This window comes from Arsukibacterium perlucidum DSM 18276, assembly GCF_000382165.1.
Taxonomy (GTDB): domain Bacteria; phylum Pseudomonadota; class Gammaproteobacteria; order Enterobacterales; family Alteromonadaceae; genus Alishewanella; species Alishewanella perlucidum.
Map to the genome: position 1 here is coordinate 21546 of NZ_KB907725.1, position 24146 is coordinate 45691.

At 49.7% G+C, this 24146-nt stretch carries 22 protein-coding genes; 7 read left to right on the forward strand and 15 right to left on the reverse strand.

Translation table 11 applies throughout. The features are described 5' to 3' along the window. Window positions 1-222: 222 nt before the first annotated feature. Window positions 223-2478 carry a transporter substrate-binding domain-containing protein gene (locus H141_RS0115475; RefSeq protein ID WP_083923069.1) on the forward strand — a complete coding sequence of 752 codons (2256 nt, stop codon included), beginning with the start codon at window positions 223-225 and terminating at the stop codon, window positions 2476-2478. Window positions 2479-2557: 79 nt separating this feature from the next. Here the strand turns inward: H141_RS0115475 and H141_RS0115480 are convergent, their stop codons facing one another. Next, window positions 2558-2968, reverse strand: a complete 411-nt coding sequence (locus H141_RS0115480) for an acyl-CoA thioesterase (protein WP_019677195.1) — start codon at window positions 2966-2968, stop codon at window positions 2558-2560. 157 nt (window positions 2969-3125) lie between these two features. Between H141_RS0115480 and H141_RS21000 the strand changes: the two genes are divergently transcribed. Next, on the forward strand, window positions 3126-4457 hold the full coding sequence (locus H141_RS21000) for an energy transducer TonB (RefSeq protein WP_019677196.1): 1332 nt from the start codon (window positions 3126-3128) through the stop codon (window positions 4455-4457). Between the two features lie 72 nt (window positions 4458-4529). Here the strand turns inward: H141_RS21000 and fre are convergent, their stop codons facing one another. The 3 genes from fre to ubiD are packed head-to-tail and all read right to left on the reverse strand — an operon-like array spanning window position 4530 to window position 7051. Then, complete coding sequence (gene fre / locus H141_RS0115490; RefSeq protein ID WP_019677197.1) at window positions 4530-5261, reverse strand: NAD(P)H-flavin reductase; 732 nt, start codon at window positions 5259-5261, stop codon at window positions 4530-4532. Window positions 5262-5285: 24 nt separating this feature from the next. After that, entirely contained in the window at window positions 5286-5564 is a 279-nt protein-coding gene (locus tag H141_RS0115495; protein ID WP_019677198.1) for a 2Fe-2S iron-sulfur cluster-binding protein, read from the reverse strand. Then, window positions 5561-7051 (reverse strand): 4-hydroxy-3-polyprenylbenzoate decarboxylase, encoded by a 1491-nt coding sequence (gene ubiD / locus H141_RS0115500; protein ID WP_019677199.1) that lies wholly within the window; start codon window positions 7049-7051, stop codon window positions 5561-5563. The genes H141_RS0115495 and ubiD overlap by 4 nt, the downstream gene beginning before the upstream one ends. Window positions 7052-7325: 274 nt before the next feature. Here ubiD and H141_RS0115505 point away from each other — a divergent pair, with 274 nt between their 5' ends. Beyond that, complete coding sequence (locus tag H141_RS0115505; protein WP_019677200.1) at window positions 7326-8096, forward strand: EAL domain-containing protein; 771 nt, start codon at window positions 7326-7328, stop codon at window positions 8094-8096. 40 nt (window positions 8097-8136) lie between these two features. Here H141_RS0115505 and H141_RS0115510 read toward each other — a convergent pair whose 3' ends face one another. Next, window positions 8137-10638, reverse strand: coding sequence for a TonB-dependent receptor plug domain-containing protein (locus H141_RS0115510; protein WP_019677201.1), 2502 nt, complete (start codon window positions 10636-10638; stop codon window positions 8137-8139). Window positions 10639-10854: 216 nt separating this feature from the next. Here H141_RS0115510 and H141_RS0115515 point away from each other — a divergent pair, with 216 nt between their 5' ends. Beyond that, a complete protein-coding gene (locus H141_RS0115515) occupies window positions 10855-12033 on the forward strand; it encodes a cystathionine beta-lyase (protein ID WP_019677202.1) in 1179 nt (392 codons plus the stop codon). Window positions 12034-12121: 88 nt separating this feature from the next. On the opposite strand, the gene H141_RS0115520 is transcribed toward H141_RS0115515, so the two are convergent. The 7 genes from H141_RS0115520 to H141_RS0115550 all read right to left on the reverse strand — a co-directional run bounded on the left by H141_RS0115520 (window position 12122) and on the right by H141_RS0115550 (window position 15250). Continuing rightward, entirely contained in the window at window positions 12122-12457 is a 336-nt protein-coding gene (locus H141_RS0115520) for a hypothetical protein (protein ID WP_019677203.1), read from the reverse strand. Between the two features lie 66 nt (window positions 12458-12523). Next, a complete protein-coding gene (locus tag H141_RS0115525) occupies window positions 12524-13216 on the reverse strand; it encodes a hypothetical protein (RefSeq protein ID WP_019677204.1) in 693 nt (230 codons plus the stop codon). A gap of 23 nt (window positions 13217-13239) precedes the next feature. After that, a complete protein-coding gene (locus tag H141_RS0115530; protein ID WP_019677205.1) occupies window positions 13240-13698 on the reverse strand; it encodes a helix-turn-helix domain-containing protein in 459 nt (152 codons plus the stop codon). A gap of 181 nt (window positions 13699-13879) precedes the next feature. Next, window positions 13880-14323 (reverse strand): hypothetical protein, encoded by a 444-nt coding sequence (locus H141_RS0115535; protein ID WP_157610965.1) that lies wholly within the window; start codon window positions 14321-14323, stop codon window positions 13880-13882. Window positions 14324-14348: 25 nt separating this feature from the next. Beyond that, a complete protein-coding gene (locus H141_RS20460) occupies window positions 14349-14669 on the reverse strand; it encodes a GNAT family N-acetyltransferase (protein ID WP_019677207.1) in 321 nt (106 codons plus the stop codon). 72 nt (window positions 14670-14741) lie between these two features. Further along, window positions 14742-14966 (reverse strand): BrnA antitoxin family protein, encoded by a 225-nt coding sequence (locus H141_RS21200; RefSeq protein WP_083923070.1) that lies wholly within the window; start codon window positions 14964-14966, stop codon window positions 14742-14744. Then, complete coding sequence (locus H141_RS0115550; protein ID WP_019677209.1) at window positions 14963-15250, reverse strand: BrnT family toxin; 288 nt, start codon at window positions 15248-15250, stop codon at window positions 14963-14965. Before H141_RS0115550 ends, H141_RS21200 begins: the two co-directional genes overlap by 4 nt. Window positions 15251-15637: 387 nt before the next feature. Between H141_RS0115550 and H141_RS0115555 the strand changes: the two genes are divergently transcribed. Further along, on the forward strand, window positions 15638-16474 hold the full coding sequence (locus tag H141_RS0115555; RefSeq protein ID WP_019677210.1) for an ion transporter: 837 nt from the start codon (window positions 15638-15640) through the stop codon (window positions 16472-16474). Here the strand turns inward: H141_RS0115555 and H141_RS0115560 are convergent. After that, window positions 16461-17177 carry a VC0807 family protein gene (locus H141_RS0115560; protein ID WP_019677211.1) on the reverse strand — a complete coding sequence of 239 codons (717 nt, stop codon included), beginning with the start codon at window positions 17175-17177 and terminating at the stop codon, window positions 16461-16463. The genes H141_RS0115555 and H141_RS0115560 overlap by 14 nt on opposite strands. Window positions 17178-17421: 244 nt before the next feature. Here H141_RS0115560 and ppc point away from each other — a divergent pair, with 244 nt between their 5' ends. Both ppc and H141_RS20465 read left to right on the forward strand, forming a co-directional pair. After that, the gene (gene ppc / locus H141_RS0115565; RefSeq protein WP_019677212.1) at window positions 17422-20052 is read left to right on the forward strand and encodes a phosphoenolpyruvate carboxylase; all 2631 of its coding nucleotides are present in this window, start codon (window positions 17422-17424) and stop codon (window positions 20050-20052) included. Window positions 20053-20129: 77 nt separating this feature from the next. Further along, window positions 20130-21470 (forward strand): mechanosensitive ion channel family protein, encoded by a 1341-nt coding sequence (locus H141_RS20465; protein WP_019677213.1) that lies wholly within the window; start codon window positions 20130-20132, stop codon window positions 21468-21470. Window position 21471: 1 nt separating this feature from the next. On the opposite strand, the gene msrA is transcribed toward H141_RS20465, so the two are convergent. Both msrA and ltaE read right to left on the reverse strand, forming a co-directional pair. Next, window positions 21472-22764, reverse strand: coding sequence for a peptide-methionine (S)-S-oxide reductase MsrA (msrA, locus tag H141_RS0115575; protein WP_019677214.1), 1293 nt, complete (start codon window positions 22762-22764; stop codon window positions 21472-21474). A gap of 102 nt (window positions 22765-22866) precedes the next feature. After that, on the reverse strand, window positions 22867-23949 hold the full coding sequence (gene ltaE, locus H141_RS0115580; protein WP_019677215.1) for a low-specificity L-threonine aldolase: 1083 nt from the start codon (window positions 23947-23949) through the stop codon (window positions 22867-22869). Between the last annotated feature and the right edge of the window lie 197 nt (window positions 23950-24146).

Here is a 24146-nt window from a genome sequence, read left to right on the forward strand (position 1 = left end):
TTGCCTTAATCTGCCGGATTTGAAAAACGTTCAGAAAGCAACACATCTAAGGGCTTTCGTTTTGCCTTTTTCTGTTAACAGGCTAAAGTTAAATCCGTCGCACTTAGAGACGTAGGCATTGATTTGTCGATATTTTGAGCACCCAAATTGGCAACGTTAAATCCGTTTTGGCGTCAATCTGCCGCTCAGCGCTAACTATAATTAAAGGATGTCTTACTTTAGATGTTTGATATAGGATATGAGGTAGCAGCACGCAGTCGCAACCTGCATCTTGCTTGCTTTAGGAGACATGTTCTGGCATTACATTGGAGACGTCCTATTTGTTCTGCAGCTGTGCGCTGGCTTTGCATTTTCATCACTGGATGCGGTCTATCGTTTGCTGCGGCAGGACAAACGAAACCAACACTACAGCTCAGTGGTGCAGAGCAGGCATGGCTTGCCGCACAACAAGGGAAAACTCTGACCGTCGGCTTTGATCCTTATGCGGGACTCGATAGCTTTGAGTTGCAAGGGCGTCTGGTTGGGTTGCTGCCTGAATTACTAAAGGACATACAAACTCAACTCGGTATTCAGATTGTTCCTGCGGACGTTAAAAACTGGGACGATGCGTACCTAAGATTTATTTCTGGAGACATAAACATCTTATACGGGGCAAACCCAACGCCTGAACGCGAATTAATCATGCGGTTCACTCAGCCAGTTTGGAAGCATCCATATACCGTATTTGCCCGAAAAAATGACCCGGTCCAATCACTAGGCGATTTGGATGAGAAGCCGGTTGGTTTTTTGCGCAATGATTTTGTTATTCAACAACTGCCAAAAGAATACCCAAGAGTCCGCCCAAAAAGTGTCGAGTTTGACGAGCCAGGCCACGCCTTGCTGGCTTTGGTATTGGGCCAGGTGGATGGTTTTGTCACTTCTGGTGGCGGCGTCGAATTCGAATATTTGTATGCGCACCCAGAGTTGACTCTAATTGCCGAACTACACGTCATTACTTCAGATATGACCCTGGCGGTGTCAAAAGATCAGGCTGTTTTCGCGAGCATTCTCGATAAGTACATTGCCTATAGGAAGGAGACGATCCGCGACTTAATGCGTGATGCCGTCCGTTTGTACAATCGGAAGATTTTTCGTTTAACCGAAGCTGAGCTCAGCTGGCTTGATCAAAAGGGCGAGGCCGTTGTCGGCGTCGCTGCAGACTACCTGCCGTTTGACTACTTCCATCAAGGTGAATACCGTGGTATTGCCGGCGAAATGTTAAAACGTGTGGCAGATAGTTTGGGTATCCGTTTAAAAGTGGTCAGTGGGTCTTTTGCCGAAATTATGCAACAGGCCAGCGCCGGCAAGATTGATATTGTCAATATGGCAAAAACCGAAGATCGGTTAAAAAGCTTTATATTTCCCCATCCCATCAGCGCCGAGCGGGATATTATCGTGGGCTTAAAAACCAGCGCACCGGTGCAAGATATTTACCAATTAGAAGGGTTACCAGTGGCGGTGATTGAGGGTTTTTGGCATGAAGAATTTTTAAATCAAAATCTCAAAAATCCGATCTTGATCAAAACATCGGACATAAAGGAATCGCTCCAGTTACTGCGTAGTGGCAAAGTTGCCTACATTGTTGAAAACCCGACCGTGGTAGAGTTCTATATTAACGGATTGGGCTATAGCAATGTGGTAAAGCGTGGTAACACAAGCAAAGACTCGTTTGTCTACTTCGGTGTGAGCCGTCATGAACCAGAGTTAGCCTCGATCATGGACAAAGTGATTCCCCTGATCCGCTTTGAGGAAGTGAAATTCGCGGCAATTCAAGGTGTGCCCAGCTTACAAAACGAAGCGAATATTCAGTTGCTAAAACTGGTCGCCGTCATGGGCGTTGCTTTACTATTTATTGTGCTAATCACTGTCCTCGTGGTGCGCCGTCTGGTGGAACAAAAGGCCAGAACGCAACTGCTAATCGAACGCGAGCATTTTCTCTATACTGACACTTTAACCGGTTTTCATAACCGCAACGCCTTTAGCAATAAAGTTGAAACAGCAGAAGTTGGTTGTTATCCGCGAGCCGTCGTTGTTGCTGATTTGAACAACCTGAAGCAGGTCAATGATGAATATGGTCATGCCGCAGGGGATGCCCTATTGGTCATGTTTGCCGAACAAGTCAGAATTCAATGGCCGCAAAGCGAGTGTTATCGCATTGGTGGTGATGAGTTTTTGATTTTGCTGTCCAACACCACCGAAACTGAGCTAATCCGCGCTCTGGAAGCGTTTAGGATCCGCTGCCAAAACGTTCATTGTCAATTGCCAGATGGCAGTCGTATGCAAACCAGTGCTGCTATGGGGTATGCTTTTCAAGAAAATGCGGAAGCCTCTCTCGACAAGATCATCGCATTGGCTGATGCCCAGATGTACCAAGTTAAAGCAAGTATGAAAAGGCGTCGCTCTGATGAGCAGGACCTAATCAATCACACTAGTCAATAGCTTTGCTGATTTCACTTCTGAACAAGTCCCGGTAAGCTTACTGCCTTGTATCGATGTAAACACATTAAGCGTTAGTTGCTCAAGCCTCAGCAATATGCTGTTCAAGCCGTTGTTTAAGCTCACCATCAATGGCCACGGCTTTGCCTGTTTGCTGATCAAGGCAAACAATAGTCACTTCAGCATCAGCCGCGATGGCGTCTTTACCGGCAATTCGCACTTCCTGTTTAACCACAGCGCTTTTGCCGCCAATTTTGCTAAAGCGGGTAAATATTTCCAGGGTATCGCCCATGGTGGCGGCCACCCGGTAGTTAATATTAATATTTACTATAATCCAGGCCAGCTTATGTTTGGCGAACCACTCGATATCGCCACTGTCTTCCAGGTAACCCCAGCGTGCTTCCTCCAGAAACTCCAGGTAACGGGCATTGTTCACATGCTGATAAATATCCAGGTGATAGCCACGAACTTTAATCAGGGTTTTATGTTGCATAAAGAAGGTCCTGTTCTATTGAAAGGCGTCAAGTGTGGCATAGTTTAACTGGCCATACCAGATGGTTGAAATACTAGTTGTAACTAAAAAAGATACTGCAGTGGCTGAAACCATCTGCTACCCTATGTTGAAATAAAAAAATTAACAGGGAATCGTCATGCGTTATCTATTTTTAACATGTTTGCTGCTTTGGTCTGGTACGGGCCTGGCTGCAAATTGGTTGGATGCCATGCTGGCCTACGATGCCAAAGATTATCAGTCAGCGCGGGAAGGCTTTACTGAGCTATTAGAAGTAGGTAATGACATGGCAGCATTTAATCTTGCAGCCATGGCGTATCACGGCGAGGGAGAGGATGTTAACCTGGCCAAAGCAGTGGCTTTTTTTGAACTGGCGGGCGTGCTGGGGCATCCGACGGCCAGCCAATTGGCAAATCAGCTTAAAAGTAAACTGACACCTGAGCAGAATCGCACAGTGCAACAAGATCTGTTGGCATTGCAGGAGCAAGTTTTCATTCCCAAAGTTGTGCCGACAGCCCCTGAAAATTCTGCATATGAAATGCCTACAGCGATAAAGCGGGTGCATCCGCGTTACCCTAAAGAAGCGGCAATGAATGGCCAGTTTGGTTATGTAAATGTAAGGTTTCTGGTAGACGAGTCGGGTAGCGTAACATCAATTGACACTCTGGATGCTTTTCCGCAAGGGGTGTTCGAAAAGTCGGCTATCCGCGCTATAAAACGCTGGAAGTATCAACCGAGTGATAAAAAGCATCTGGTCAGGGTTAAGCTTGATTTCACCCTGGATGGTTATGTTGATGCCATTCAGTTAACTAAGCTGATTGAGAAAGAAAAATTGTGGCAGTATGCCGTGGCTGGAGTACCAAATTATCAGGAGGCGCTTGGCACCTTACTAGAGTTAGCCGCATCTTATAGCCAGCATTATTTTGTTGAAGACAAAACGGCAAAGGTAACAGCAGAGTTACCTGATTTATCCGTTTTTGCCAGCAAAAAAACACCCGGCATAGAAATCGAACAGTTTAGTGGTTGGGCTACAATCAAGCTCAATGAACAGGGTATTATTACCGGAGTTAGCTCACATAAATTATATCCGGATAGCCAGAATATTGACCTTGTTGGCCTGCAGGTAAGCAAAGAGGGAGCCGCCGGCGAATATCGGATTACCCGCTTATCTGATAAATTATCAGCAAATATCAATGTAGAACACGTTATAAAGGTAGCGTCGTCGCTTACCCCTTATTTTTGGTGGGAGTTAGCAGCGCGCAATGGAGATCAACGTGCTCAGCAAATTATGGCGGCAAACGATTCCCGTTGGGAGCGCTACCTGCTGTCGAAGAACGATCCGGTAGTGCTGGCCTGGACGGGCAGTAGAATGATTCTGGAAGGAAACCGCAAGCAAGGCATGGCATTACTGGAACAGGCTATCGCGCTTAATTACCCGCAGGCCCGTGAGATGAAAAAGCAGCTGATGTAATTAGTTGCCGGCAATAATACGTTATCGCCGGCAAAGATATTTATAAATACTGGTTAAGATCAGGTATTAGGCTCAGATATACGCAAACGCATCGGCAAACATATGCTCGCGGTGGGCGCCCTTTTCGGCAAAGGCTTCACGGACTACTCCTGCCATCGCAAAGGGGCCGGCGATATAAATATCGTAGGCTTCCAGCGAGACAAAATCAGCTAACACTGCTTCATGTACCAAACCAGTGCGGCCTTGCCAGTCTGCGTCGGGTTGCTGCACTACCGGTATAAAGCGGAACTGTTTCTGCTGGCTGGCCCATTGTTGTAACTCAGCTTGATAATACAACGCATCCTGGTGGCGCACTCCCCAATATAAAAACACCGGCTGGCTGGTGTTTGCCTTGCTAAGTGCTTGTGCTATGGCATAAACGTAAGAGAAGCCGGTACCTCCGGCCAACAAAATCACCGGCCTGTTGCTGTTATTGCGCAGCTGCGCCTGGCCCAGGCCAATTTCTGCCATTACTGGTAAGCCCGCCCGGAATTGCTGTGCAATATGGGTTAGTGCCGCACTGGACCAGGTATCGCCTGCCGGGGTGCCAATATGCAATTCCAGCTGGCTGCTACTGGCAATACTGGCGATGGAGAAAGGCCTTTTATCTTTTACACTTAACACCAGTTGCAAATATTGGCCAGCACTGTAATCAGCTGCCTGTAGTGGGCTTAACACCACTTTACTGATCCCTGGTGCCAGCGCTTCTATCGCAATTACATTACAGGCTACAGCAGTGTTGCTGGTGTTCGCATTGTTCGTCATAAAGCTCTCGTTCGCTAGCGGCAGTCAGCCACTGATAAAAGGGTGGTGCAATACCAGGTCGCTGACCGGATAAGCCAGGCAACAATAAGTAAACTGCTGTTGTTTGTCCACTTCACTCAGCGGTTGCGGCTCGTTATAACGTACTTCACCACTTTTAAGTTTGCAGACACAGCTGGTGCAGACGCCTTGCCGGCAACGGTTTGGCAAATCGATGCCACTGCGCAGGGCGGCACTAAGAATAGTTTCGCCGTCCTGCACCGTAAAACTGAGTTGGGCCGGCGCTATGGTAACCTGGAAGCTCAAAGCCTGGGCTCCTTCACCGGCAGGACGATACCCAGGCTGTCCCAGATGGCATCTACCCGCTGCTTCGTGGTCTGATCCATGACGATAGGCTCACCCCACTCTCGGCTGGTTTCGCCCGGCCATTTGTTGGTAGCGTCCATGCCCATTTTCGAGCCTAAGCCAGATACCGGCGAGGCAAAGTCGAGATAATCTATCGGGGTGTTCTCCACCAGGGTAGTATCGCGGGCCGGGTCCATCCGGGTGGTTATAGCCCAGATCACATCCTGCCAGTCACGGGCATTGATATCGTCATCGCAGACAATTACAAACTTGGTATACATAAACTGGCGCAAGTAAGACCAAACCCCCATCATTACCCGCTTGGCATGGCCCGGGTATTGTTTTTTCATGGTGACAACTGCCAGCCGGTACGAGCAGCCTTCAGGTGGCAGGTAAAAGTCGGTAATTTCCGGAAACTGCTTTTGCAGGATCGGCACAAATACTTCATTCAGGGCCACGCCCAGTATTGCGGGTTCATCTGGTGGCCGGCCGGTATAGGTGCTGTGGTAGATAGGGTCTTTGCGCATCGTAATATGGGTAACGGTAAATACCGGGAAGTTATCCACTTCGTTGTAATATCCGGTATGGTCACCATAAGGTCCTTCCGGCGCCATTTCGCCGGGCGCAATATAACCTTCCAGCACAATTTCGGCGCTGGCCGGTACCTGCAGGTCATTACTGATACATTTCACTACTTCGGTGTTATCACCGCGCAGCAAGCCGGCAAAGCCGTATTCAGATAAAGTATCCGGCACCGGGGTTACGGCACCTAATATAGTTGCCGGATCGGCGCCTAACGCCACCGAAACCGGATAATTCTGGCCCGGGTTGGCCTTTTGAAACTCATAAAAATCCAGGGCACCGCCACGGTGCGATAACCAGCGCATAATCAGTTTATTTTTACTAAGCACTTGCTGGCGGTAAATGCCCAGGTTCTGCCGCTCTTTATGCGGCCCTCTGGTGACGGTTAGACCCCAGGTAATTAACGGGGCCGCATCGCCTGGCCAGCAGGTCATGACCGGCAGTTGCGTCAGGTCAACATCTTCACCGCTTAGTACAACTTGCTGGCAAGGGGCTTTTTTTACCTGCTTAGGTGACATATTCAGCACCTGCTTAAACAATGGCAGTTTGCTAAACGCATCTTTCAGGCCTTTTGGCGGCTCGGGTTCTTTTAAAAAAGCCAGTAGCTTACCCACTTCACGCAGCGCCGATACTTCTTCCTGGCCCATGCCCAGCGCCACCCGCTGTGGCGTACCAAACAAGTTGGCCAGCACCGGCATGCTATAGCCTTTCGGGTTTTCAAATAAAATGGCCGGGCCCCCGGCACGCAGGGTTCGGTCGGCAATTTCGGTCATTTCCAATACCGGGTCTACTTCTGCGGTTACCCGCACCAGCTCGCCACGCTGTTCCAGCTGGCTGATAAAATCGCGTAGGTCTTTGTATTTCATACTTGGCATCGGCCCTGTAAGTTATTGCAGGCTATTATACAGCTCTGGCCCGTGCTTGCCAGTTTGGCCGGCTAAGCACCTGGAGTGATTTTTGGCTTACATTATTTTAGTTATAGAGCAATCAGAGCAGGCTATACGATGGACAAGCAAAAAAGGGTTATAAAATATCAGTGAAATTGCTTCGAACCAACGAGATTTAACGATTTATAGTTGGTAAAAACAGTTGATAATCGCTACAGTAAATAGTGATTTTTTCAGAAAATTAAGGTTGTTGATGGATTTTCCTGCACAAATTAAACAACAAACTTGTAGTGACTGTTTAAGCGGTCAATCTCTGGGTTTTCAGATCCGGATGGCGTTTCAGCCGATTATTGACTGGCAAAATCAGGTTATTTGTGGCTATGAAGCACTGGTGCGGGGCCCTGAAGGCCAGGGCGCCGGTTGGGTGTTTGAACATATTAACGACGGCAATAAATACTATTTTGATCAGGCTTGCCGGGTAAAAGCCATTGAAACTGCGGCCAGGCTTGGCTGCAATACTTATCTGAATATTAACTTCTTACCTAATGCTGTTTATAACCCGGAAACCTGTATTAAAGCCACCATCGAAGCCGCAGATTTATATGGTTTTGATTTAACCAAGCTAGTGTTTGAAGTGACCGAAGGCGAGCAAATACCAGATAAAGACCATTTAAACCGGATTTTTCGCAGCTATGCCAAACGGGGCTTCAAAACAGCGATTGACGACTACGGCTCAGGTTATGCGACACTGGACTGGCTGGTGGAACTAAAGCCGCACATATTAAAGCTGGATATGCAGCTTATCCGTAATATTGAAAATAACCCTGCCAAGCAGTTTATAGTGGAGCAAACTATTTCTCAGTGTGAGCTGCAAGGCACGCAGGTATTGGCCGAGGGTGTGGAAACTAAAGCTGAACTGGAATGCCTGTTAGGGTTGGGCATTCGTTATTATCAGGGCTACTATTTTGCCAGGCCTGAGCTGGAACGGTTAATTACCACCGCCGAGTTAAGCGGTATGTTATAAAAAAGGCGCCGAAGCGCCTTTTCTTATAATGGGTTGTTGATTAGAAATCGTAACTGACTCTGCCATACACCAGCCGGCCAGAGCGGCCAAAGGGTGAATAGTTCGAAAACGGAGTATTGCCAGTGCCATTAAGGTTAATTGGAAAAGCATCCGGATATTCATCCAGCAGGTTATCAGCACCAAACGCCAGCTTCATATTGTCGGTTAGCTGATAGCGCGCTTCAATATCAATCAGGGTTGTGGCATCCAGGGTAAAGTCGTTGGCCGGGTTAGCATTGGGCGCTAACACTTCGCCATAACGGGTCGCCCGGAAGGTGGCGCCAAGGCGGTCTAAACTCCAGTTAACATGTGCTCCTAACTTATTTTTTGGGTTGCCTTTTTCAAAGGTCAGTACATTTACCCTGCCAAACAATGTCGGGGCCGGGTCCAGCGCCGATAGTTCTGCCGTTTCTGGCACCCGGGTCACATCGGTACTGTTAAAGTTAGCCACCAGGGTTAAATCGAAGCGGCCCATGTCGGCAGTATAAACCGGATAATTAGCCACAATATCTACGCCCTGGGTTTCGGTATCAACCCCATTAATAAAGAAGCGGCCACCGCCAATACCAATCAGGCCCAGCGACTCAAGGTAAGCCCGCACATTAGGCTGTGTCAGGTTTTCTGACAGCACTATCCGGTCGTCGATATCTATCCTGTAGCCATCAATGGTCAGTGAGAAATCACCAACCCGGAACACTGCACCCAGAGAAAAGTTAACCGACTCTTCGGCATCCAGCGGGGTGGCGCCCAGAGCAATGGCGGCCGGGTTATTTACCGGGAAAGTAGTAATATCAAACGGAATACCACCAATAAAGTTAGTGGCCGTACTGGTAAAATGTTGCTGCTGCAATGACGGCGCCCGGAAGCCATTCTGTAAACTGCCCCGCAGGCCAACGCTGTCACTGACATCGTAGCGTAATGCCAGTTTACCGGTAATATTATTACCAAAATCTGAATAATCCTCTGCCCGCAGCGCCACGGAACCCAGCAGGTTATCGGTGATATTGGCCTCCAGGTCAACATAAACACCCACTGCCCGCCGGCTTTCATCTACCGCATTGGCTGGCCTGAAGCCAGGAAATACCTGGGCGCCGGATTGAGTAGGGTTACCGTTTGGCAACAATACGCCGCCATTGCGGTAGGAGTCGGGTTCACCAGCAAAAATCGAGTAACCTTCACGGCGAATCTCAACGCCGGTTGCCAGGTTAACCGGTGAGGCAAAGCTGGCCACATCAAAAGACGTTACGCCTGATAAGTTAAATACCCACTGATTGTAGTCAAAGCCACCTGCATCAAATTCTGTTTTGCTGCTGGGGCCAATAGAGCGGTTAACGGTATTTTCAATGGTAAAGGCCATCTCATTCATGCCGTATACTACCGAAGCATCCATGCTCCACTCGGCCAGGTCCCACTCATAGCCGACAGCAAAGCTGGTATCCGTTACGTCTGGAGCAATAATGGGTAGAAAGCCGTCCGGATGCACTTCAATCACGTTGCGAGCGTCCAGCGCCCGTCGGTAAAAGCCGCCAGAGCGGGCTGACCTGTCCTGAAAGCTGGCCCAGCCATATAGCTTGCCACTGTCTAGCATCATGCCGGCATTGGCAAATAAGGTAAATTGCTGCAATTCTGGTTCACCATACCAGGCGTTAAACCGCTCAATGGTTTGTTCACGCGGGTCATACTCGCCGCCGACTAACGGATATTGCTGGCGATAGTCGTAACCACCCCGTTCAGTGCGTTCACCGTCTTTAAATTCAGCGGCCAGGGTCAGATAGCCATTGCTGGGCAGGGCAAAGCCTTTCCAGCCAGATAAGTTAATGGTTTCGCCATCATTTACACTACGTTTAATCTCTGCCGGTGCACTCCAGGTGGCATTAGCTGGGGGGGGCGTAGTAGGGGTGGTGTAAGCTGAATCCCGATAGCCATAAGATAAGGTGACGCTGCCACCTTCGCTGGCATCACGCAGCCGGACGTTAATTACCCCGGCTATGGCATCAGAGCCATACTGGGCTGAGGCGCCATCACGCAGTACTTCGACACTACGAATAGCCGCGGTCGGAATGGTATTTAAGTCTACCGCAGAACTGCCGCGGCCAACCGTGCCGTTTACGTTAACAAGCGAAGCGGCATGACGCCGTTTTGAGTTTACCAGCACTAAAGACTGGTCGGGGCCAAGACCGCGCAAGGTAGCCGGGCGAATGGTATCTGTACCATCCGCCAGACCCGGGCGAGGAAAGTTAAATGATGGTAATGCTACAGATAGCACCTGATTGAGCTCGGTCGAACCTGAACGCTCAAGTGCTTCAACCCCAATAATATCTATGGGTACTGCGGTATCATCCACTGAGCGGCCGGCAACCCGGGTGCCGGTAACGATGATTTGCTCTATTTTTTGCTCATCGGCTTGCTGGTTATTGTTGCTCTGCGCCTGCACTGCAAAAGCCGGGCTGAGCAAAGCGGCACTGATCGCCAATACCAGAGGGTGGATAGCTGCGCTGCGCATAGTAAACTCCTTGTTGTTATCATTAAAACGTAGGCTGCCGCATCGGGCTTGTCAAACTTCAGCAAACTTTGTTTCTATTATGCAATGCTGTGGTTAACTGCAGCGGGATCAATAGCCTGATATTTAGTATCGTGATCTTTCTCTAAAAACAGGTTAGCATGCTACAGACATCCAGATGGCTTTTATATCCGACTAAGGTCGCAGTGGGGCGTATCCATGCATAAAAATACTAAACTTATCGATGCCGGCCGGGCTAAAAAATACACGGGTTATGCGGTTAACCCCCCTGTGGTGCGGGCATCTACCATCATATTTGATACCTTTAGTGAACTGAAGCAGGCCACCTTGCAGCGCGGCAACCGGGTACCTTTTTATGGCCGGCGGGGCACCGATACCCATTTTGCGTTGCAGGAAGCCATTTGTGAACTGGAAGGCGGGGCCGGTTGTGCCTTGTATCCTTGCGGGGCAGCAGCAGTAAGCGGCGCCCTGCTGGCATTTTTACAAAGTGGTGATCACCTGCTGATGGTCGACAGCGTATACGAGCCCACCCGGGCCTTATGCGACAAGCTGTTAAAAGGCTTTGGTATTGAAACCACGTATTATGATCCGCAAATAGGTAGCGCTATTGCCGGATTAATTAAAGCGAATACCAAAGTGATTTTTCTGGAGTCGCCCGGCTCGCTAACCTTTGAAATGCAGGATATTCCGGCCATTTGTGCAGTGGCACAGCAGCATAATATTGTCACCATACTAGACAACACCTGGGCGTCGCCCATTTTATGCCAGCCGTTTGCGCTGGGGGTGGATATTTCTATTCAGGCGGCTACCAAATATATTGTCGGCCACTCCGATGTGATGCTGGGTACCGCCAGTGCTAACGAAAAGCATTGGCCAGCGCTTCGCGAACACAGTTATTTAATGGGCTATTGTGCCTCTGCCGATGATGCCTACACGGCGCTGCGTGGTTTACGAACCTTGGCAGTGCGGATGCAGCAGCACGAACAAAGCGCACTCACTGTGGCCAACTGGCTGCAGCAGCGGCCAGAGGTAGAGACGGTGTTACACCCTGCCTTACCATCGCACCCGGGGCATGTTATTTTTCAGCGTGATTTTTCTGGCAGTAATGGTTTGTTTTCGTTTGTGTTAGAGCAAGGTAGTCAGCAGCAGGTGGCAGCATTTATTGAAGGTATGAGCCATTTTAAAATGGGCTTTTCCTGGGGCGGCTATGAAAGCCTGGTAACTGCCACTATGCAACTGCAAAAACTACGCACAGCCAGCAGCTGGCCATATAGCGGGCCACTAATCCGGCTGCATATCGGCCTGGAGCATATCGACGATTTACTGGCCGACTTAACCGCCGCGTTTGCGCGGTTTGCCAATGCCGGAAGCAGTTAAAATAAACCTTCTGCCAGCGGGCATTCTGTTCCTTTCGCGATAAAGTTGATAGCTCTGGTATATTTTTTAGTGTCCAGTAGATTTTCATTTACAAGGCACACGGCTTAAGCGAAAAAATGAATAATCCAAACCAAATATTAGCTAGCATAATTAATAGCTTAATCGCGCCGCGGGCAAATGCCGGAATAGTAGTAGTTCGATACAGATAACTGATGACAACAAATTGAACAGCAAGCCACAAAACCGAGAGGTATACGAAACCTTTGTGGCAATCCGAGCCGGGAGTTGTGTAATAGGCGTACCACCATGATGAGGCAGTGCCGGTGCATAAAATTGCCAGAACTACAGAAGACAGCAGGTTACGCCATTGCGGATAATCGGTCGTTAGCAGCTTTGCTGTTGTTTCATTAAGCTTATCAGTCATTCATATTCCCGGATGAACTGTCATTAGTCTTCGCCACAAAGAACCCGAATATGTTGCGGGGCAGCACTAGTTACCAATGCCAAACACAGCATCAAATTTTTGACCTTGTTTAATCCTAGCAAGGTTGGCATAAAACTCAGTTTTATCAACTGATTCAACTGCTAATCTTGCCGCCTGATAATTTTTGAAGGCATTATCGGTATAGAAATGATGTCCGTAGAAAATGGTTTTAACTGCGGTAATTTCGCTATCTTCCAGTGATATATTCTGAGGAAGAAAAGGCTCTCTAAAATCGACCAATAAAGCCACGCCTTCTTCAAACCACCTTGGCATTTCCAGCACCCAAGCCACCCAGCCAAGCCTGGCATATATTTCCGCGTGAACAAATTCATGCGCCATCACATCTACGTTCTGGCCTTTCGGCCCGACAACAAGGCAAGTGCCAAACGGGCTGACATGAGGGGTCGCCGTGTCGGAAGCAAAAAACTTATCAGACTCCTGTGCACTATCGGTCAGTATGATCATCGGTGAAGCTATTGTCGCGCCAAAGGTGTCACTGACCCTTTGGGCTCCCTTGCTAATAAAGTCTAACGATGCATTTGATCTCGAGCTGGCTTTGGCAATAAAAATATTTGGCCGAATTTCTTTATACCCCAACGGCTTTGCCATGCCGCAAGCAACAGCGCCCTTAAATACATATAAAGGCGCCCCGAGTATAAAGCAGCTAGCTAAGAGGTAAAAAACCGATACTTTTTTCATAACTCTTCTTTTAAATTTAAAACTTAAGCAGCATCGGGCTCATACCAGATCCCGTACTTATCACCTTGCCATTTTAGCAATGAATAAAAGTACGCTAATGCCAGCATGATGAGGCCACCAGCCAACGCCGCTTCATTTACCAACCCGACACTGCAAAATATAAAACCAGCAATATGCGATATTATTTCTGCCCGCTTTGCTGTGTTGCGTGCAGGCCGCACTTGTAAAAAATTTAGCCAAAACCAAATTTTTAAAAAAAGCGGTAACTTTTGCCATTCATTGGTGCTTTTATCAATCATAAATCTCTCCTGGTTCAGTGTTGTCACATCGACATCAAGAGCCGCAGCAAGACATTTTAATGATTCGACACTGGCATTATGGCCACTCTCTATACGCTGAATAGTTCGGACATTAAGCCCGGACATTTGCGCTAATTGCTCTTGAGAAATATGCCGGCTAATTCGCAGTTCTTTTAAAATCATCAGATGCCTCCTGTACTCCTGAACCAAGAGTGTTACTTATATTTTCAGCTGTCAGGTACGTAAAGTCCCCGACATTTAGCCGACAGCTGCATATTTAACTCACGTAAAGCATTCTAGAAACGCGAGCACCTTGGTGAGGAAAGTTTCGGCGTGCGTTTACGTATCGCCCTGCCTATCCATGTTATATGCCTGATTTTACAGCAGTACTATGTTCAATACTGCCAGCAATAAAACAAACGCCAACGTACAACCAAACTGTGCTGGCAACTATTTGCCAGATATCTAAACCGGCGGCTGAAACAAAGGTTGGAATGCCAATTAACCCTCGTACAGTACAAAGCAATGCGATAGTAATTAAAGCAGGTTTAATCAATGGAACTTTGCGAATTAAACCAGCGGCTGAAAAGGCAAATACCGTACATGCAAACATTAAACCTGCAACGATTACAGTACCGACAGGTGCGAGTAAAGTACCTTGCTGAGCTGAGGCTATAAGTTGCTTCGGCGCTCGCGCAAAAGCAAACCAGCCTGGGCCGCCCCAAATACACAGCAGATGCCAGATAGCAGCAGCCGACGCAATAACGCCACCGCTAATTAATAGTTTTGATTTAACATTAAAACTCAATACGAGCTCCATTCTGCTTTAGCACCTAAGGCCCGCCACAAACGCCAAAAATTTGTGGCGAGTCGAGCGTTGTAGAGGCGTTTTGCAAGTCATTGTTTGCATCAACAATAACGTTTTCTACTACAGCAAACGGTTGTTTACGAAACATAACATCAGAACAAAGTGAAACTAACGCGCTCCCGACAACATTACCTTGGTAGTCACAGACAAAGAGCTTTGAACGAGCATTGTCATAAAGAGCCTGTATTTGCTCTGGCTCCACTTTTACCGCAGGGTTGTTGACCAACTGGGTATATAGTTCTGATAACCTTGAAGCATCTTCTGGCTTTGCTTTACGCACTATCAAATGAACACCTACCTGGCTGAAATGCTAACGCTCAAAGCTGCTGCGCTGTGCGTGTCGGCTGCCTTTTATTTTTTAAGGCTGGGATGGCCACTTTACACTCAGTTTGCGATGTTGAGCCACGCAATCTCTGAGGTAAAGATTAATGAGGCTCTGATAAGGTATCCCTTCTGCTTCCGCCATATCTTTAAAATAAGCAATAACATCTTCACTCAGGCGCATAGTAACGGGCTTTTTGAGCTTTGACGCATAAGGGTTCGTACGAGAACTCATTTTTGAAAGATCGTATTCAGCTTTCATTTTAATCCACCTTGATAATGCTTACGTTCGTTACTAGTTGCTTTACGAGCTGATATGATGCGGATCGTGTCACCATCGTTTCGTTCACAGTGGCAAACGAGGAGGACTCTAGCCTCACTACTCATACCAAGCATGAGAAAGCGATCCTCAGCCTCTGAGCTCTCAGCATCAAAAAACTGAAGAGCAAACTCGTCATAAAAGACAGACTGAGCCTCACTGAAGGACACCCCGTGTTTCTTCAGATTTGAGCTTGCTTTGGCTATATTCCATTCGAATTTAATCATATGTACATCGTATGTACAATGGTGCTCGGCGTCAAGAGGACCTAAAGCCCAAATTTAGCGGGTCGGCGTCGCAGCCAGCGCTTGTTGCTGGCGCTAATATTTGTTTACATTATAATTTCAGTTTTTGTTGGTAATTTCATCTTATCGAGTCATATAACTATTTATCCAACGTCTCTAAAGCCGCAAGTTGGGTAACTAAGAGCCATCAAGTTGCAAATTTGTAGCCAAATTATGCCGCTATCTAAAGGTAAATCAAGCACTTTAATTTGGGTGTTGAAACCATGCCGGTATACCGCGGGAGAATATTTTAGCGGGATGGGCCGTTCAGCTGATTGATCTGTTATCTGGCTGACATACAATAGCGCCAGTTTAATTCTGAGGTGCGATATGAGTAGTAACGAAGCCATTGCCACGCCGTCAATGCAACAGCGGGTAAAAGCCTTTGTCGAAAACGGCCTGGTGCAGCGTATTTTGCTGGCGCTGATTTTAATTAATGCAGTAACTCTGGGCCTGGAAACCATGCCGGCGGTAATGGCTGTGGCTGGCAGCGCTGTGTTGCTGCTGGATAAAAGCATTCTGGCAGTGTTTGTAGTGGAAATTGCTCTACGGCTGTTTGCCCATCGTCTGGCATTTTTCAAAGATGGCTGGAGCTTGTTCGACTTTATCGTAGTAGGTATTGCCTTATTGCCGGCCAGCGGGCCATTCTCGGTATTGCGGGCGCTGCGGGTATTGCGGGTGTTACGGGTACTGACCTTTGTGCCGTCAATGCGCAAAATTGTTGGGGCGTTAATTAAATCGCTTAACGGCATGCTGTCGATTGCCATGGTGCTGGCGCTGATCTATTACGTGGCGGCGGTGATGGTAACCAAGCTGTTTGGCGAGGCTTTCCCGGAGTGGTTTGGCAGCTTAGGTGCCTCCTTGTATACTCTGTTCCAGATCATGACCCTGGAAAGCTGGTCTATGGGCATTGCCCGGCCGGTTATCGCACAGTTCCCTTACGCCTGGGCGTTCTTTGTGCCCTTTATCCTGATCGCCACCTTTACCATGCTAAACCTGTTTATTGCGGTTATTGTTAATGCCGTACAAACCATGCATGACGAAGAGCATCAGCAAGAACATGATGCCGAGCAGGCTACTCAGCAGCAGTTATTGCGGCAAATGCAGCATTTGCAGCAGGAGCTGCAGATGCTTAGTAGCGAGTTAAAAAAACCTACTCCAGAATAAACTCTTCCAGAGGCTGGTTGGTAAGCTTGCCAATCTGGGCGAACATATAAATGATGGCGCCCATTAGCATCACCATTACCGGCAGTACTATCACCGGATAGCTGAGCCAGGTCATCCGGCCCAGCTCTTCGGCATAGGCCGTGGTGCCGGGCTGGCTGATGACGATGGCCTTAGCCAGCACATAATTCAGCACCGCCGACACAAAAAACGCTGACGCTACGATATAGCCTGCCCGGGCCACCCGTTGCTCGAATAGTTCACGGTTTGTCTGGGCCGCCAGGGCCTGATACAGTTTATCGGTATCCAGTAAATCAGGGTTAATCAGCAGTTTTTTCACCAGCGGAAAGGGGGTGTACTGGCTTACCAGCACCACTATGCCGATTATCGCCGGGATCATTGCTTCTTTAATCGCAATGTATGACGGGTCGAGCTGCAGCAGGCTGATGCCGCCGGTCAGCAATACACTGATAATGCCCAGAATCGAGTAAAAGTTAACTTTACCCAGTTTTACCAGCTCCCACAGGCCAAACAGCAATGGAAAGGCCAGCGCCACTACTACCCCCCACACCGGCCCCAGAGCGTCTTCGCCACTAAAGCGGCTGAGGATCATTGCCGGGATCACGATATTAAAAATCATATTACTTAAAAAGCCGGATTTTTTTTGCTTAACAGGGCGGGCTGGGGGGCTTGCTGGTGTGGTCATCAGGTGATCTACCGTTATTAAAATAGTATCGAACTATAACATGGCTGTTGCTGATTATTTTAGCCAATACTGCTAGGGATGAATAGCATTAAGGAAGTTGAATTCTGGTCCCGGACACATTGGTGTGGTAATTTGGTCTTACCAATTTCGTTGCCCGTTTTGTAATCAATCATAGTTGAGTACCAATTGATAACAGGCTAGGGTGAGTTTATTGGTAACACTTAATTAAAACAGAGATGCTGAAATGGACCATTACGCTGCACTAAAAACTAATGTTGGCTTGCTGGGTACTCAACTGGGTGAGACGATCCGGCAGCAGCTGGGCGACGCTGTACTGGATCGGGTAGAACAAATTCGGGCGCTGGCCAAGGCGGCGCGCCAGGGCGAAGAGTTACAGGCCGATAAGCTGAAACAAGTGCTGCGCGGCTTAAGTGACGATGAGTTATTGCCGGTGGCCCGTGCTTTTGCCCAGTTTTTAAACCTGGCTAATTTAGCCGAGCAACATCACACCATCAGCCGGATCGGCCATGCCAGCATTGAAAAACCCGAGCCACTGCAAGAGTTATTCTGCCTGCTACAGGATAAAAAGCTCGATGATACTAAGATAAAACAAGCGGTGGCCAATTTATCGATTGAGCTGGTACTGACCGCGCACCCGACCGAAGTATCACGTCGCACTCTTATTCATAAGCTGACTGAAATTGCCGCCTGTTTAACCGAGCTGGAACACGATCTGACCGCCACTCAGCAACAGAAAGTTGAGCTGAGATTAAGTGAGCTGATTGCCCAGGCCTGGCATACCAATGAAATTCGCGAGCAACGGCCCACTCCGGTAGATGAAGCCAAATCGGGTTTTGCGGTGATTGAAAGCTCATTGTGGCAGGCTATTCCGGATTTTCTGCGCGAGCTGGACAATAAACTGCAAAGCGCTACCGGTAATGGTCTGACATTAGATGCTGCGCCGGTCAGGTTTTCCTCCTGGATGGGCGGTGATCGCGATGGTAACCCTTTTGTTACGGCTAAAGTAACCCGTCAGGTGCTGCTGCTCAGCCGCTGGAAAGCTGCCGACTTATTTGCCGCCGATTTAGATTTTCTGAGCAGCGAATTGTCGATGTATCAGGCGAATGACGCATTACGCGCCGCTTCAGGTGAGGCCAGCGAGCCATACCGCTTAGTGCTGAACCAATTGCGCACCGGCCTGCTGCGCAGCCGCGACTGGCTGAGCGAAGCGTTGAAGCATGAGCGGCTGCAACGGCCGCAGGATTTAATCTGGCACAATCAGCAATTACTTGACCCTTTACTGCTGTGCTATCAGTCGTTGCTGGATTGCGGCATGGCCGTCATTGCCCATGGCCGGCTGCTGGATACCATTCGCCGCGTCTACGCCTTTGGTTTAACCTTGTTAAAGCTGGATATCCGCCAGGATGCCGGCCGCCATGCTCAGGTATTCGGCGAGTTAACCCAGCATCTGGGCCTGGGCGATTACAGCGCCTGGGACGAAGGCGCCCGCCAGGCCTTTTTACTGGCCGAACTGGCCAACAAGCGGCCGCTGTTTCCAAAAAATTGGCAGCCATCTGACGAGGTGCAGGAAGTGCTGGATACCTGCGATATCGTGGCCCGCCACGGCAGCGAAGCGCTTAGTACCTATGTTATTTCAATGGCTGGTAAACCGTCTGACGTGCTGGCAGTGCAATTACTGTTAAAAGAAGCCGGTAGCAGCTTCCGGATGCCGGTGGCACCGTTGTTTGAAACCTTAAGTGATTTACAAAACGCGCCGGATTGTATGCAGCGGTTGCTGAGCATCGACTGGTACCGTGGTTACATTAACGGCAAACAGGAAGTGATGATTGGCTACTCTGATTCAGCCAAAGACGCTGGAGTATTCGCCGCAGCCTGGGCCCAGTACAGCGCCCAGGAAGCCCTGGTAGCCATTTGCCAGCAGGCCAAGGTGCAACTGACCTTATTCCATGGCCGTGGCGGTACCATTGGCCGTGGCGGCGGCCCGGCTCATGCTGCTATTTTGTCGCAGCCACCGGGCTCGCTGGCTGGTGGCTTAAGGGTGACCGAGCAGGGTGAAATGATCCGCTTTAAGTTTGGCCTGCCAAAATTAGCCGAGCGCAGCCTGGCACTGTATGCCAGTGCCGTACTGGAAGGCTTGTTACTGCCGCCGCCGGTACCCAAACAAAGCTGGCGTGAGCTGATGCAACAGCTGGCCGACGACTCGTGCGAAGCGTATCGCGCGGTAGTGCGTCATGATAAAGACTTCGTCGCCTATTTCCGGGCCGCCACGCCCGAGCAGGAGCTGGGCCAGTTACCGCTTGGCAGCCGGCCGGCCAAACGTAACCCGACTGGCGGGGTGGAAAGCCTGCGGGCGATCCCGTGGATTTTCGCCTGGTCGCAAAACCGCCTGATGTTGCCTGCCTGGTTGGGTGCCGGCTCAGCACTGGCTAAGGCTGCCGAGCAGGATAAAGCGGCTTTGCTTGACGAAATGCAGCAGCAATGGCCGTTTTTTGCTACCCGGATGTCGATGCTGGAAATGGTATTTTTAAAAGCCGACAGCGAAATTGCTGCTTATTATGACAAAGTGCTGGTGCCGGACGAGTTAAAGCATCTTGGCCAGCAGTTAAGAACGCAGCTAACTGCTGATCGTGAGTTGCTGTTACAGCTGATTCACAGCGATACCTTAATGGCCCGCGAGAGTTGGATCCGTGAATCGATTATGTTGCGCAACACTTACGTTGACCCGCTGCATATTCTGCAGGCCGAGCTGTTGTACCGGGTACGGCATCAGCCCGAGCGGGTAAATCCGATGATCAGCCGCGCGCTGATGGTCAGTATCGCTGGTATTGCCGCCGGGATGCGCAACTCGGGTTAACCAAGCTGTTGCAGGGAGCTGCTATAGTTAGCTGTATACATTAGCCTACTGAAAACTAACATTAAGCCGGAGGGATAATGCGGCATTGGTTACAGCTGATACTGGCAGTTTGGATATTTGGTTGTGGCAGTGCGTTGGCGCTGCAGGCTGATGATGAACAGCTGGCTGGTGAGATTAAGGTGCTTAATCCACCACAGGATCAGGCAATTGCTGAGCGCTTAAGCGCTATTACGGCATCGCTGGCCGGCCTGGAGAATGTAGAAATCAGCGTTAGTGCCGGGGTTATTACGCTACGGGGTGAGGTAGCTAATGCCCAGCTGAAAAATGAAATGACCGCAATCGCCAGCCGGCTGGAAGGGGTGGTGCATGTACAAAACCAGTTGCAGGAGCAGCTGGCGGTGCGTTCCCGGTTAGCCCCTGCTGCCGAAAAATTCCGGGAAATGCTGGGTACTACAGTGCAAATGCTGCCATTGCTGTTGCTGGCAATACTGGCAGTGGTACTGTTTGCTATGGCAGGCAGCTGGCTGTCTAACCGCAGTGCGCTGTTACGCCGGCTGGGGCTGAGCGAACTGGCGACCAACCTGGGTATGCGTTTTGTGCGGCTAATTATTACCAGTATTGGTATTTTAATTGCGTTGGAATTGCTGGATGCCACGGCTCTGGTCAGTGCCATGCTGGGGGTGGCAGGGGTTATTGGTATTGCCCTGGGTTTTGCCTTTCGCAACATTGTGGAAAACTACTTGGCCGGGGTGCTGTTGAGTACCCGTAACCCTTTTGCGATAGGTGATTTTATCCAGGTTGATGACATGACCGGCAAAGTAATGCGGTTAACCTCGCGCGACACCGTGCTGATGACCTTAGATGGCAATCATTTACGGATTCCGAACAGCCAGATTATTACCTCACCGATGACTAACTTCAGCCGCAACCCGCTGCGTCGGTTTGAATTTACCGTTGGGGTGTCGGTCGACCTTGATTTACTGGTGGTACGGCAACTGGCCGTGGCCACATTGCAAACGATGCCCGGTGTTTTAGCTGAACCCAGGCCACGGGTGCTGGTACAGGAACTGGGTGACAGCACGGTTACTATCAGAATATTTGCCTGGCTTGATCAGCGCGATACCGATTTTTTAAAAGCCCGCAGCGAAGCGATCCGGCTGGTGAAAACGGCCTTTGATCAGGCGGGCATTGAAATGCCTGAACCCATATACCGGATCCATATGGCAGCCACGGCAACGAAGGACAATGACAAGCCACAGCCTGCGTCAACGCCAGTGGTGGCCACTGATGCTGAACCGGCCGTGGATGTCAGCACCGATGACAGCATTGAACAGCAATTTAATGCCGAGCTACGCCAGTCTGACGAAGAAAACTTACTGCCAGCGGCGCAGGATAACGCCGCTGCCAAGACAAGCTAAGTTAACCGCGTGCCGGTCGTGGCACAAAGTCGAGTACGGTGGCATTAATGCAATAGCGCGGCTGACCATTGGGGCCGTCTGGAAAGACATGGCCCAGATGAATGCCGGAGATTTTGGCGCGGATTTCAGTGCGGCGCATGCCGTAACGGTTATCAGGTTTTTCGATGACCGAATCAGCAACGGCTTTGGTAAACGATAACCAGCCGGTACCTGAGTTAAACCGATCACGGGTATCAAATAATGGCGCGCCACTTAATTTATCGACAAAAATACCGTCCGGGGTGTTTTTAAATATCTGGTATTCTTTGCAAAATCGCTGATCGGTAGCTTTATCAAAGGCGACATCAAAAGCTTCGCTGTCACCCAGTTTAAATTTACCTAACAGCAGATAAAATTCGTCCGGTGCTAAATAGCCCCGGAACGCGAACACTTCGCGGCCTTCTTGCAGCAGAATAATAGTCGGGGTTGCTGTCGCTTCGGTTTTAATGCTCAGGCCCTGCAACTGGCGGGCAAAGCGGAAATGCATTGGTATATCGCCCTGATAACTGCTGGCAACCTCGGCTTTAAACTTTTCACAATACGGGCAGTAACTTTCTGAGTCTATCACCAGGATATGTTTACCGTTTAACATTGCCCGGTTATCAACCTCTGCTGTCAGCGCTGCTTCAGCACTGTTAAACCGAACGCCGGTGGAATGGTCGGGGCAGTAACCGTTCGGGTTTTTGGCGATATAGTCCTGGTGATACTCCTCGGCCGGGAAAAATTCGGTCAGAGGTTTTAACTGGGTGACAATCTGGCCATAGCCGGCCGCAGTTAACAATGGCTGATACTGCTGCATTACTGCCTGAGCGCGGGCCTGCTGCTCAGGGCTGTTGCTCAGAATGATCGAACGGTACTGGGTACCAATATCATTGCCCTGACGGTTCAGCTGGGTAGGGTCATGGCTTTCAAAATAGTGCTGCAATAACGCTTCCAGGCTGATTTGTTGTGGGTCAAAGGTAACCTGCACTACTTCGGCATGATTGTCCGGGTTGTTTTTATTACTGCGTTTGGTAATTGCGCGGTAAGTGGGCTTAACCCCCTTGCCATCGGCGTAGCCTGACACCGCATCGACCACACCGGGTAGCTGCTCGTAACGCATTTCTGCGCCCCAGAAACAGCCGGAGCCAAGCACTATGCTGTCCAGCTGAGTGCTGGCCGGTTTTACCGCCGGTGCTTCCTGTGCCGCGACATTCAGAGAGGAAAGCACCAGCAACGATAGTAGTAAGACGACGCTAAAACTCAGGTATTTCATGTCATAGTCCTGTGATTGCTCTGGTTAGTTAAACAGACCGGTTACTATAAAGACCGGGCCACTGGCTGCGCGCTTTCAAAGGCCTAGCTTTTTAGCACAGCCCTAATTGAGCTCCACAGCAAACTGCCTGATTAACGCCAGAGCTTGCGTTATCTGGTTGCGGCTGATATCCAGATGACACACCCAGCGCAGGCGCATTAAGGCCTCTTGCTTTGCCTGGTAACGGCTGGCAGTCACTTTTACGCCATGCTCTGCCAGATAGGGCAGTAAGCGTGCGGCCAGGGCCGGACTTATGTCAGTGAATACGATATTAGTTTGTGGCGCGATCACCGTCAGCGGTTGCAGGGCCGGCAACTGGCTGGCCAGCTCAGTTAAGCCGTCGGCCAGATACCGGGCATTGGTATGGTCATCAGCCAGTCGCGCTATGTTGTGCTGAAGGGCATACAAACCGGCGGCAGTCAGTACGCCGGTCTGGCGCATACCACCACCGAGCATTTTTCTGACCCGCTTTGCCTGGTGGATAAAATCCGCTGAACCCAGCAATAACGATCCGACCGGGCAGCCCAGGCCCTTAGATAAACATAAAGACACCGAATCATAACCCTGACACAGCTCGCGGGCCATTTGCTGAGGGCTTAGCTGGTGCTTATCTGCCAGCGCGACGGCGGCATTCATCAGCCTCGCGCCGTCGATATGACACTTTAAGCCATTCTCTCTGGCCAGCGCCGCCACATCGCGCATATAGCTAAGCGGCAGGACCTTGCCGCCGACGGTATTTTCAATCACTATCAGCCGGGTACGGGCAAAGTGCGGGTCGTCTGGTTTTATGGCACCGGCAATGTCACTAAGGGCCAGGGTACCATCGCTTTGCAGCTCCAGCGGTTGTGGCTGTACCGAACCAAGTACCGCCATGCCGCCAGCTTCCCATTTATAGGTGTGCCATTGCTGGCCAACAATGGCTTCATCGCCACGCTGGCAGTGGCTCATCATGGCTATCAAATTGGTTTGGGTACCGCTCGGGGCAAATAAGGCGGCTTCAAACCCCAGCAGTTCTGCAGCATAGCGCTGCAGTTCAAGCGTTGTAGGGTCATCATTAAACACATCATCGCCTAATGCGGCGTCATGCATTGCCCGGCGCATAGCGGCACAGGGCTGGGTTACGGTATCACTGCGAAAATCGGCCATTAGTTTTACTCTGCTTATCAGGCTGGGGTGGTGTTGCAACTTAATGCAGGCTAAAACGGCAGCAGGGTAAAAAGCAAGGTCGATTCGGCCAATAGCATGCTGGCCGGGAAATAAAAAAACCGCCTGATCTTACCCAGGCGGTTTTTGTGAAGGCAATTACACTCTAAGGCATAAACTGTTAGTAGAAGCTAAGGCAT